12 protein-coding genes are annotated in these 12,263 nt (G+C 35.7%); 1 reads left to right on the top strand and 11 read right to left on the bottom strand.

The genetic code is table 11. The annotated features are described in order from the left end of the window. Nucleotides 1–64: 64 nt before the first annotated feature. The 10 genes from FG382_RS16010 to FG382_RS15970 all read right to left on the bottom strand — a co-directional run bounded on the left by FG382_RS16010 (nucleotide 65) and on the right by FG382_RS15970 (nucleotide 11,310). The gene (locus FG382_RS16010; RefSeq protein WP_308421269.1) at nucleotides 65–1,681 is read right to left on the bottom strand and encodes an extracellular solute-binding protein; all 1,617 of its coding nucleotides are present in this window, start codon (nucleotides 1,679–1,681) and stop codon (nucleotides 65–67) included. 34 nt (nucleotides 1,682–1,715) lie between these two features. After that, nucleotides 1,716–2,594: a carbohydrate ABC transporter permease gene (locus FG382_RS16005; RefSeq protein ID WP_142539887.1), complete on the bottom strand. Its 879-nt coding sequence runs from the start codon at nucleotides 2,592–2,594 to the stop codon at nucleotides 1,716–1,718. A gap of 12 nt (nucleotides 2,595–2,606) precedes the next feature. Then, nucleotides 2,607–3,542: an ABC transporter permease gene (locus FG382_RS16000; RefSeq protein WP_188713350.1), complete on the bottom strand. Its 936-nt coding sequence runs from the start codon at nucleotides 3,540–3,542 to the stop codon at nucleotides 2,607–2,609. A 94-nt stretch (nucleotides 3,543–3,636) separates the two neighbouring features. Next, nucleotides 3,637–4,788 (bottom strand): Gfo/Idh/MocA family protein, encoded by a 1,152-nt coding sequence (locus FG382_RS15995; RefSeq protein WP_142539886.1) that lies wholly within the window; start codon nucleotides 4,786–4,788, stop codon nucleotides 3,637–3,639. Nucleotides 4,789–4,881: 93 nt separating this feature from the next. After that, complete coding sequence (locus FG382_RS15990) at nucleotides 4,882–5,904, bottom strand: LacI family DNA-binding transcriptional regulator (RefSeq protein WP_142539885.1); 1,023 nt, start codon at nucleotides 5,902–5,904, stop codon at nucleotides 4,882–4,884. A gap of 385 nt (nucleotides 5,905–6,289) precedes the next feature. Further along, nucleotides 6,290–6,433: a hypothetical protein gene (locus FG382_RS22715; protein WP_170206553.1), complete on the bottom strand. Its 144-nt coding sequence runs from the start codon at nucleotides 6,431–6,433 to the stop codon at nucleotides 6,290–6,292. Between the two features lie 95 nt (nucleotides 6,434–6,528). Further along, nucleotides 6,529–7,245 (bottom strand): 3-ketoacyl-ACP reductase, encoded by a 717-nt coding sequence (locus FG382_RS15985; protein ID WP_142539884.1) that lies wholly within the window; start codon nucleotides 7,243–7,245, stop codon nucleotides 6,529–6,531. 311 nt (nucleotides 7,246–7,556) lie between these two features. Further along, nucleotides 7,557–8,231, bottom strand: coding sequence for a GGDEF domain-containing protein (locus FG382_RS15980; protein ID WP_244950540.1), 675 nt, complete (start codon nucleotides 8,229–8,231; stop codon nucleotides 7,557–7,559). Nucleotides 8,232–8,614: 383 nt separating this feature from the next. Next, nucleotides 8,615–10,843, bottom strand: a complete 2,229-nt coding sequence (locus FG382_RS15975) for a YcdB/YcdC domain-containing protein (RefSeq protein WP_142539883.1) — start codon at nucleotides 10,841–10,843, stop codon at nucleotides 8,615–8,617. Nucleotides 10,844–11,028: 185 nt separating this feature from the next. Next, nucleotides 11,029–11,310, bottom strand: a complete 282-nt coding sequence (locus FG382_RS15970; RefSeq protein WP_142539882.1) for a DUF1292 domain-containing protein — start codon at nucleotides 11,308–11,310, stop codon at nucleotides 11,029–11,031. A 246-nt stretch (nucleotides 11,311–11,556) separates the two neighbouring features. Here FG382_RS15970 and FG382_RS15965 point away from each other — a divergent pair, with 246 nt between their 5' ends. Continuing rightward, the gene (locus FG382_RS15965; protein WP_142539881.1) at nucleotides 11,557–11,844 is read left to right on the top strand and encodes a hypothetical protein; all 288 of its coding nucleotides are present in this window, start codon (nucleotides 11,557–11,559) and stop codon (nucleotides 11,842–11,844) included. A gap of 39 nt (nucleotides 11,845–11,883) precedes the next feature. Here the strand turns inward: FG382_RS15965 and FG382_RS15960 are convergent, their stop codons facing one another. Beyond that, nucleotides 11,884–12,159 (bottom strand): DUF1292 domain-containing protein, encoded by a 276-nt coding sequence (locus FG382_RS15960; RefSeq protein ID WP_142539941.1) that lies wholly within the window; start codon nucleotides 12,157–12,159, stop codon nucleotides 11,884–11,886. Nucleotides 12,160–12,263 lie beyond the last annotated feature (104 nt).

Raw genomic sequence — 12,263 nt, 5'->3', positions numbered from 1 at the left:
ATTGCTACCTCCCTTAAAGGGTAAAACTCATACAAATGAGAATCTTTGTATGAGTATTATTATTTTACTTTTCTTTTGTTGATCGTTCGTAAGCTCCTTGAGCAAGTTCAAGATAATCTTGTAATCCCATTTTATCAAGCGTTTTCTTATACTCATCCCATTTGCTAAAGTCTTGTTTACCAGTGATGAAACTTGCAGTCATTTCATTGATGTACGTTTGGATATCTGTCATAATTGCACCGACTTGTTCACTTTCCTCCACTGTATAATTTAGACCTGGAAGAATGTCTTCATCCTTTATAGTATAAGGTAGAGTTTTCTCTGCATTTTGAATAGAGTTTTCTGTAGCTTCTGCACCTTGGAAGAATTTCTGTCTAACCATTCCAGGGTAATACCCACCAGGCCATGTTAAGTACTCACTAATTGCCTGGTCCATGTTCAAACCATTAGGATTATTTGTAATCGTATCCAAATATTTAAATTTCCCACTTTCATCTTCTTCATACGTGACTCCTTCAAATCCCATGAAGAACATCTTAGAACCTTCTTCTCCATAAAAGTAATCCATCCAACGAACCATTGCTTCTGGATTTTCAGCCTTATCCGTCAATACGAACATTCCTAGATTTCCAAGACCATTGGAAACGAAGTTGTAAGAACGTTCACCAGTTGGACCTTCGAGAACAGGAACACCAATGTAACCATCTAGTTTAAATAATTCTTTCGGGTCAACTTCACTCAACATACCATAGTTTCCTTTAGATGCTTCTGCAGCAAACACATGAGGTTCGGTTGTGAAAACATCTTGGTTAATTAAACCTTCCATATAAAGCTTGTTTAAGAATGTAAGTAATTCCTTGTATTCATCCGTCGCAGGAACAAAGCGGAATTCTTCAGTACCTTCTTTAAAGTCTAAGTTTATATTCATAGATCCTTGTTTGTTCAAGCCATAGGTCCCGCGCAAATAATGAATGAACTGATCAATACCATATCCACTTCCCCATCCAAGCTCATCTGCTTGTCCATTGCCATTTGGATCTTGTTCTTTAAACGCCTTCAATACTTTATACAATTCATCTGTCGTTTCAGGTTCCTCTAGCCCTAATTTGTTAAGCCAATCTTTATTTATCCATGGAGTACCAGCACGAAGTGATTCAAAATTCGGGTCATAAAAAGTTGGAAAGCCATAAATATTTCCGTCCGCCATCGTCACGCCTTGTTTCACAGAAGGATAATCTTCTAAAATCTTTTTAAAGTTTGGTGCGTATTCATCGATATAGTCATTTAGTGGCAAGAATACACCTTGTTGACCATATTTAAGCAGATCTGTCTTCGAAAATGCTGAAGCGAAAAATAAATCAGGGTAATCACCAGCTGCAAGTTTTAAGTTTTTCTTCTCCGCTAACCCCTCGATTTGTACAGTTTCCCATTCCACATCGATATTGGTCATTTTTTCATACTCTTCCCAAAGCATCAGATTATTCCAGTCCTGAGATGCGAAAAACTTCGCTGCAAAACCATCCACTTGAATTTTTTCTTCTACAATCGGCATACCCGTCGCTTTCACATTACCAGCATTTTCCCCTTTTTTAGCTGCCCCTTCCTCATCTGAACAAGCACCCAAAATACTAGCTGTCAGTAATAGAGTTGCGGTCATACCCACAAAATAGCTTTTCTTCAATACATTCTCCCCCTCATTTATCCTTTTTCCCTTGTTACCCTTTGAGTGATCCAATCATGACGCCCTTCACAAAATACCTCTGTAAAAACGGATAGAGCATAAGCATCGGTAAATTTGCAACTATAAGTACTGCATATTTCAACCCTTCCACGCTTAGTTGTTGGGCTAAAAAGCTTTCTGACGTTGCCTTGATCATGTCATCCGTTTGACCTTGAATAAGAATTTGTCGAAGAATCAGTTGAAGTGGAAACTTCTCTTGATCCTGTAAATATATCAGTGCCTGGAAGTATGAATTCCAGTGACCAACTGAATAGAAGAGAACCATAACTGCTATTACTGGGAATGATAGTGGCAAAACAATGCTCCATAAAATTCTGAAGTTCCCTGCTCCATCAATCATTGCCGACTCTTCTAATTCATGAGGAATAGATTGGAAAAACGTTCGCATAATAATGATATTCCAAACTGCAACTGCGTTTGGGATGATCATTACCCAAAATGTATTTAGCATCCCAAGGTCTCTGATAAGTAAGTACGTCGGAATAAGTCCTCCACTAAAAAATATAGTAAAGACGATAAATGCCATGATAAACCCCCGACCCTTTAGGTCTTTTCGAGATAGCGGATATGCTGCCAAAATAGTCATAACGACGTTTAGGATAGTGCCAAAAATTGTATACTTCAGTGTGTTAATAAACCCATTTATAATATCCTTGTTCTGGAACACCTTTTCATATGCATCTAATGTAAACTCCTTTGGCCATAACCACATATCACCTGATATTACGTTCTCAGGGTTACTAAGAGATGCACTAAGAACGAAAATCAATGGATAGATTACGAGTAAAGCCACAATTGCAAGAAAAACATAGTTGAATATATTAAACGCACGATCAGTCTTACTTTCTCTCAATCTAGCCACCCCTTACCATAGACTTGTCTCATTCACTTTTTTCGCAATCTGGTTTACCATAATAAGCATAATGAAGTTAATAAGCGAGTTGAAAAGTCCCACTGCAGCCGAGAAACTGTACTGTGCTTCTAAAATTCCACTTCGATAAACGAATGTTGAAATAACGTCTGACGTCGACATATTTAGATCGTTTTGCATAAGAAAGACTTTTTCAAAACCCACTGCCATGACAGATCCAGCATTCAAAATGAAAAGAATTACGATAGTAGGCATGATTGCCGGGATATTGATATGAATAATTCGTTGAAATTTTGACGCTCCATCTATCATTGCAGCTTCATGTTGCGCTGGGTCAACCGCTGCAAGTGCAGCAATATAAATAATAGAACTCCATCCCATCGTTTGCCAAACATCTGAAAACACATACAAGCTCTTAAACCAAGCTGGTTCTGTTATAAAGCTAATAGGTGTCCCTCCGAAAAGTTGAATTATTTGATTGACCAGTCCATCTGTTTTTAAGAACAGCAGTAGCATTCCAACAACAACGACTGTCGATAAGAAATGCGGTGCGTATATAACTGTCTGCACGAATTTTTTATAACGCAAGCTTTTAATTTCATTGAGCATAAGCGCTAGTATAATTGGAATTGGAAAAGAAACTACTAATGTGAAAATACCTATCCCTAAAGTATTTTTAATAAGTCTCCAAAAATAATAACTATCAAAGAAACGCTCAAAATGTTTAAAACCTACCCACGGGCTTCCTGTAATCCCTTTTGTTGCGATGAAATCTTTAAATGCAATTTGCAATCCATAGAGAGGAAAGTAGTGAAAAATTAGAAAGTATAAAATGACTGGTGTAAGTAATACGTATAGTTCCCAATTTTTTCGAAAAGCTTTTTTCCAGTCGACTAATACATTCTTCTTTTCCTTCTGGTGTTTTTTCAAAGACTTCCTTTTTTCATTTTCTTCTATTTTTTTAACATAACCTACATCTTCACTTAAATTTGTCACAATCACACCCCTTTTCTTACAAACCTACTTAATTGTGAACAATATTAGATTCTTGAGAAATATGAACAACTTTACCACCAGCACGTATAGATTCTGTTGCTGCACATCCAACCGCTACGCTCATTCTCCCAGCAAATGGAGTTGTAAGAGGTTGCTTATCATACAAAATTAGCTCAACAAAGTCTTGCGTAATTTTTGGATCTGCTCCGCCATGACTACCTTCTTCCGGTTTCATCTCGTAAGTAACATCACTAAGCTCTTTCCATGTATTTGTTTTACGCGTTTTCAAATAAATTTTCCCGTTGACGTCGTCATTCTCTATACGGCCCTCTGTCCCGATGAACGTATAGTTACGCGAATAATCTGGAGTAAAATGACATTGAAGATAAGATGCCTTAATACCTCCTTCTAGCTCCATAATGAGCATATTATTGTCTTCAACGTCGATTTCTTCTCTAAATGCACATTCCGTAAAGGTATGTGGCACATACTCAGGACAAGTATTTTTAAGGTCACATTCCGGACATGTTAAATTGTTTGGCTTGTCCCCACCATAATAATCAAGACCACCGAATGCAGACACCTTCGTCGCATACTTACCAGAGATCCAGTGAATTACATCCAGATCGTGGGAACCTTTTTGTAATAGAAGTGAAGTTGTATTTGCCGATTTTCCATGCCAATCGTGGTAGTAGAAATAACCACCAAAGCCGACGAAATGGCGAACCCAAATGGCTTTCAATTCTCCAATAGCCCCTGAGTCAATGAGTTCTTTCATCGTTTGGTACATGCTCATATAACGCATATTAAAACCAACCATCAAATGTTTTCCTGATCTCTGCCAAGTGTCAATGATTCGGTCACATCCTTCGACCGTAATAGCAAGTGGTTTTTCAGAATAGACATGTTTACCAGCCTCCAGAGCAGCAGTTACATGTTCTTCATGTAAATAATCGGGAGACAATACCGCAATTGCATCAATATCATCGCGTTTCAATAATTCTTTGTAGTCCTTAGTCAAAAACAATGGAGTATCAAACTTTTCCTGAAACTTATCCAATCGTTCCTGGGAAATATCTGCTAGCGCAACAACTTCCGATTCTCCATCTGGCTTGTGCCAGTAATGAGCAAGTCCGCCTCGTAAACCTGCTCCTATAATCCCAATTCTTACTTTTCTCATTCCTACACCTCATCTATATTTTTATTTGGGAAAAAGTATCCAAAATACCGGAAAACGTTTTCCTTAATGGGTTAACAAAACTAATCTGTAGTTTTACGTTGATTGACGTACTAATAATTCAAACGGTAATAAGGTTTTTAAAGCTATATTCACATTATCTTCTATTTGATTAATCAACGCTTTTGCTGCAATTACTCCCATTTCATATTGAGGTATCGATATAGTTGTTAATGATGGAACGACATATTGAGCCATTTCATTGTTATCAATACCAATAAAAGCAATATCCTCAGGGATTATTAGACCTAGTTCGTGTGCAGCACGCATTGCCGCTATCGCTAGTAAATCTCCAGCACATAAAATAGCAGTTGGACGATTACTTTGAGGAAGATTCAATAAATCCTTTGTTGATTTGTAGCTTTGTTCCAAACACCAATTAGAATTAATGATCCAATTTTCTTCTACAGTTATTCCGAACTCATTCATCGCTTTCTTAAAACCTTTGAATCGTTTTTCATTTGTCATTTCAATGTCGATACCACCGCCGATGAAACCAATCTGACGATGTCCTTTTGAAACTAAATGTTCTATAGCTTTGTACGCAGCTTCTTCTCTGTCATAATCTACTGTAGAGATTGCATGGTCACTATAGTTAAAGTCAACTCCTACAACGGGTATCATATCCTTGATCTCAAGAAGTATTTTTTCATCGACTTTATCAATCAGCAATACCCCATCGACTTCCTTTTCCCTAATCATCTGATGGAAAAAGGCTTCATCTTCCAAATCCTCATTACTTAATAGCAGTAGCGTGTAGCCTGCATTATTTAATGTTTCACTAATGCCTGAATAGATTTTTGAAAAGTACGGATTAGACTCTGCTAAACGCGGGCTAGCAAGCCATGCTATTCTCTTGGTCTGTTTCTTCTCTTGTACGGAAGATGCGACAAGATGTCTTGCGTATTCATTTGGTGTATAACCCAACTCTCTTACCGCCTGCCAGACTTTTTTCTTTGTTTCAGGATTTACATTCCTTGAAGAATCATTTTTAATAACGCGAGAAACTGTCGTAATTGAGACTCCAACATGTTCTGCAATATCTTTTAATGTAACCATTTTTCTACCTCTTTCCCTTGCAACCGTTTTCAATTTATATAATTGTACTACATGGTTCCAAGTAGTCTAGTACAATATTTTATCGAACACGACCAGTCAACAGGTTGTAGGTACAAGTTTGGGTAAAAAAAAGAAAATGCTCTTTTATTCAGAAAATTGGTATAAAAATAATATATATTCAGAAGACTCATGTGTCAATATATTTTTATATCAATATTTATATTAGTTAGTTGTATTGACTATTCCATCTTTGTTAGAAACAACTTTGGATGATCTTGTATAGCGACATTGTAATGCTTACACAAGTTTAGTTGTAAAAGCATCCCATAAGCCTGTCTCATAGTCAATTGACTAACTATGAGACAACTCAATTTGTATAATATTTTTATGTGGAAGAAATTTCACTGGATGTACTATCAAAGGTTGTGGAAATTTCATAAGCAACAAGTGTAATCCCAAGTCTATCTTCTAACTCGTTAATTTCTTCCAACTGCTCACGATCAAGATCCGCAAATTTATTATCTTTCATGATTACCCATCCTTTCTTTTAAGTTAGTCTCTCCTTGAAAAAATGGATTATACAAAAAAGAGAAAAGCATGATTTATGCTGTTCTCTTTTAATATTTATGGATTTGTCGACCACAATCCCGCAGATTTAAGCAAGATTCTCGGATTCATCTTGAGCTGAGCAACCATAAATTCTGCAAGATCTTCTGGTTGCATTACTTTTTCAGGATTGCCATCAGTTAAGTTTAACTCGACTGCCATATCCGTAGCGACTGTGCTTGGTGTTAGTGTAACGACACGTATGTTATGTTTTCTTACTTCTAGCATTAATGATTCACTTAATGCGATAACAGCTGCTTTTGATGCACTATAAGCGCTTGTTACTGGTGCACCTTTTTGTCCTGCAGTGGATGAGATATTAATAATGTCGCCTGTTTTTCTTTCAATCATTTCAGGTAATACTGCTCGTGTTACGTAGTAAGTCCCCATTACATTTACTTGAATTATTTTCATCCATTCAGCTGGATCTAGATCAAGGAAATTACCAAATTTACTAATGCCTGCGCTATTTACTAAAATGTCTATTGAACCAAGATCAGCTTTTATCTTCTCTACTGCTTGGTTAACAGAATCTATGTCAGCAACATCTGCGGTTGCAATGGAAACCTTTACTCCGAAATCTTTTAATTCGGTTGCTACTTGTTCTAAGTTTTCAATTGTACGAGCAAGCAACCCAACGTGAATACCTTCTTTTGCAAATGCGATTGCTGTTGCTTTTCCTATTCCCCGACCAGCTCCTGTGATTAGAGCGGTTTTACCATTAATAACTTGCATTTTTTTCTCTCCTTTTAAAAAGATATGTACATTCTATACCTAGAGTACCTTCACCTATGTAAAATGTATACTAATCTGCTTTTCCACAATATCCAGTAAAAGGTCAAGTATATGCCAAAGTTCCGCTACCTATTTCAGAGCGATACAATTCATTCGTGTTAGTAGCAGTTGATGGTGAAGGGGAATATGAAGCCAATTCTCAGTAAAGTATAAAGCAACGATACCTATTTATGCATCGTTGCTTTTCTTTACTCTTTTCTATAAACTCAAGCAAACTTAGTTCTGATTTATAGAAGAAATCCACGATAAACTTATTTAACACTATATCGTTTTTCTTTATACATTCCACTATCTGCTATTTGAATTAATTTTTGCAAATTATCTCCATCCCTTGGGTAAACTGCATATCCAATAGAAGCTCCTATAGAAGTAAACTCACTGGGATTATGTTCTTTTATATTTTTTAATAAGTTCTGTGTATAATCGGTACCGAATTCTTCTGTTATATTGGATACTAAAATAACAAATTCATCGCCTCCCCACCTTGCAACTAAATCATTTTTCTTTACAAAATTAGTTAATTTAGATGCAATTAGGATCAGTAATTCATCACCTTTTTGATGACCGTATTGATCATTTACTTCTTTAAAATTATTAAGATCCAACATAATAACCCCTAAAGAATATCCTTCTCCAACAAATTTTTTTGAGATTTTATTGAAATTTCGTTCTAATGTTCGCCGATTATATGTATTAGTTAATGGATCTCTTTCAGAATAATATTTTGCATAATCGAATTGTTTACCACACCACCAAGCTATCGTCAAAAAAATAAAAGTTAATAAAAAAAAGTTCCATCTAAAAGGTAACTCTAAATATTGATGATAGTAATAATAACGAATTATATTAAAAAGTATAACTACAGCAATTGAAAATATTCTTCCATGATATTGCATATAACTCACCTTCGATGTATTTTTATCCATAAAATCCATCTTACACTATGAGCTGAGCTTCATCAACTCACTCTTTCTTTCAATATCTATAACTCAATATAACTATCAAATTATGTATTATTCCTCTAAATAGTCAACCAACACTAAAATCAAGCCGACAATCACAAAACGTACTCCCAATCCCACTAATCCGCTACTTGAAGTTAGTATCGGCTATAATATCATTCCAATCCCAAATACACTCACAGCTATCGCTATCCCCATTGGTCTGCATATATTTTCCTTTTTTGTTCTTCCGATAATTTAGAATTAGCACGCCTAAAACGATAAAAATTACACCATAGGCATGCAAAAGAAAACTTCTACCGTATAAATAAAACACGGCAGAAGCCTTTCAAAATTGAACCTATTTGTTAATAATACAAGCCATTTCTTTTTTCGGACATTTCATGAGCTAAGCGTATCGTTGAGGCTGCTAGCTCCGCGTAGGTCACTTCCTGTTCAGGATTAAACTTGTCTTGATCAGTCTCTAATAATCCCAAAGAACTTGCTAGCGCTACATATCCAGCATATTCCTTGTTCACTTTATTTGCATCCGCAAAGTTTAGTTTATAAATGTCGCTATGTTTGCCTGCTTGCTCAAGTCCTAGCACACGTATATACCAAGCCGCTAGTTCTTCTCGGGTCACTTTAGCATCCATATCAAAGCTTTTCGCAGGTTTAATAACGCCCATCTCAACTGCCCGTTCTATGGATTGATATAGTGGATGCTTTGGATCTATATTATCAAATGTTTGGGGCATATTTTCTCTATTCCCATAATAACCCCCGGAATAAAAATAAGAAATGGAATTCATCACTACTTTTAGCGCTTCTCCTTTTGTAATAGAAGCATCTGCATTAAAATCTTTCTTGTTTTTGATATCCAATATTTTCGCGCTAATCAGATAGTTGAGCTCCTCTTCAGCCCAAGGATGTGAAATGACAGTTGTATTGTTTGCACCATAAATACTTTTCCATTCTCCTGTTTGTGCATCTAAATAACTCATTGGATCCTCATTGAAAGTTGGAGAATACACTAAATCATAATGATGATTGTCTACGTCGATACCTTGTTTCAAATAATTCAGTTTAAGGCTTAATGCCTCTTTTAATTTTGCTTTTGCATCTTCGGCAGAAATGACTTTATCTATCGCAGGCCAGTTTTCTACCTCTTGGAAACTAATATTTAAGCTACCTAAAGAACCATCTGCTGCTATCTGTACTCCTATTTGATCTCCCTGCACAACAATACCGTTTACAACTCTCGGGAAATTGAAATAATAATTACTCATTCCCTTTTCAAAAAACGGCTCATCCACAGGCATAGCGTAATTGTGTAGATAAGATGGAGCCCACTCCTTTAAGTATTTCACTGCTTGAGCTAGCGCTGCTTCTTTAGAAATTGGTTTTTCTGTTTTCTGTTTTTCTCCGATTTGTTCAAGAAGGTGACTTTTAACATCATAGTACTGAATAATTTCACCTGTATTTTTATTTATTTCTATACTTCCGCCCGTTCCACCGTTCGCATAGTTATACATATACTGGACACTAATAACAGGCTGTCCGTTATAATTTTCAATCTCATCTAGTGATGAAATAGTCAATTTAACTTTATCGGATTTTAGATTTAGGAACTGTTCTGCTATTTTTTTTGCGGACTCGACTGTAATACCCTTTTGTTTTGGAGGCAATGGATTAGCAGCTAATTTCTCGATTTTCGTTGTTTTAGGAACTTCTTCTACGTAACCATTGGAAGTAAGCCATTTACCTGTAGATGCATGTACACCTTGCCATTTCATGGTCGGTTGATAGATAAGCTGTACATTGCGTTCACCAGTTTGATAATCGTTATTTAGCTGATACTGCAAACTTGCAGATAGATTCTCTTTTACTTTTTCTAATATTTTTTGTTGATCTATTATTTGTTTTGCATCGTCAAATGTAGCTTTTTCCGACTTAATAGGATTTTTATAAAAGTTAACGATTTCCCCGTTTCCAAGCACTGTTACTTCTATTCTTTGATCAGCGATAGAGACTTTGTTTTCTGTACGTGCGAAAGAAAAGGAGTAGCGAATCGGTTCTGTTAAAATTTGTTGAGGATAATAGTTGTAATAGTTTGGCTCTAGCTCATATTCTTCTCCATTCAAAAATTGTCCTACAAAATCAACCGCTATTTTCTTCGCAGCTTCTTTAGAGACTTTTGCTGGAAATAACGAGTCTTTTTCAAGAGCTGGCTGATAGTAAAATTGCTCAATCTCTAATTTTTCTCCAACAAAACCAACACTTCCATACACTCGTTTTCCATCAATCGTTTTGTTGAAAGACAAATCATAACGTACAGTATTATCATCAGGGTAAATGTGAGCACCGCCCATATAAAAGTCACTACTCGTTAAAAAATCAAACTTCTTTGGAAATAACTCATGAAACTTTTTAATTAAATCATTCTTCGTAAAAACATTTTCTGTTGAAGCGACTTGAATTTGGATTCTTTCTTGTTGCCCCTCCTCATTGGGTGAAGCACTTGCAATAGAAGAAAACATGCCAAAAGATAAAGCTGATGAAGCTAATACAATTCCAAATTTCTTTAATTTCGCCAAAATAATCCTCCTAAACTTGTAATCTCTAAATTGTACAATATATTCAGTGAATTGTGAATAAGATATTATTTTATTGTTATTCTCTCCCTTTCTTGGCGCTCATGCACAATCCTTAAGATTCTATGACAAGTGAATGGAGAACATTCCTATAAAAAAAAGAAGAGCTTTAGTTAAGCCCTTCTTTTTTATAAAATCGTATCATCCTCTAATTTTGAAAATGCTGAAGATACTTTTTCAAATTCTTCATCTGTATCGATAAAAGATAACTCCTCATCTTCCACTCTGAAAAAGAATACATCAATATCCTCTTCCGATTCAGATTGAATATCTTCTACAAATCCTACTGCAGCGTATTCTGTTTCCTCAACAGTTAACAGCCCGAGCACTTCCATTTCTTGCTCTTGATCGTTTTCATCTAGCACTGTAAAGATTTGTCCTACCTTAATTTCATCTTGATTTTGTTCCATCTTAACTCCTCCTCACGTAAAATGTTTAACTCTCTATATAACGTACCTTTGGATTATCATATAATACAGGCTTTTTAGCAATACAAATATTGGCATTAATCATGGAGATACCACATTTAAATCCAATAGTAATAATATTGATCAAAATCATTTAGATATACTAGCCTAAATACAATGTGTGAGTAAAACTGTTCATCGCGGATATATTATTAAGGGATTCGATTATTATGTTAGGAGTGGTCTGAAATGCACCATAATGACACAAAAAAATTCTACTTTAAAATGGAAGATAGCAATGGAGAGTTAGTAGTAAGAGGAGAAATAGAGGGAGAATCTAAAATCCCATCTTCTGATGATTTAAAATGTAAAGGGATAATTGCATTGCTAAATTCTATTGATCAACAGAATTTTAACGAATCAGGAAATTATCCTCTATTTGAGCATTACATCAAAGAAATAGAGGTGACAATAAGCGAAGTGAAAAAATATAATACATTTCAAGGGAAATCAGACTGCCGAGAGGGATTGCTCTAAAAAAGAGAGGAAGTATCCTCCTCTCTTTTTTAGCCTTTTTTATTCCTCTTCTTCCGCTTCTTGAGCTTCTAAAAAAGCTGCAGATACTTTTTCAAATTCCGCGTCAGTCTCTATTTCCGCTAATTCCTCTCCGTCTATCACTTGGAAAAAGAACACATCTACCTCTTCTAATGTATCTTCTTGAGCATCATCTGCAAATGCTACCGCTGCATATTCCTTATCTTCAATCGTTAATAGACCAATCACTTCTATTTCTTGCTCTCGATTATCTTCATCCATCACAGTTAGAATTTCGCCAACTTCAATACCGCCCATCTTTTCATCCATCCCTATTTCCTCCTAACATTTTATAAAATAGAATTTCCTAATTTATTCTACCCTCTAAACCATCGATTAACCCATAATGGGCATGAATTTAC

The sequence above is a fragment of the Psychrobacillus lasiicapitis genome, assembly GCF_006861795.1.
Lineage (GTDB): Bacteria > Bacillota > Bacilli > Bacillales_A > Planococcaceae > Psychrobacillus > Psychrobacillus lasiicapitis.
The sequence above is the reverse complement of the archived record's forward strand: the minus strand, read 5'-3'. Positions and strand labels throughout refer to the sequence as shown.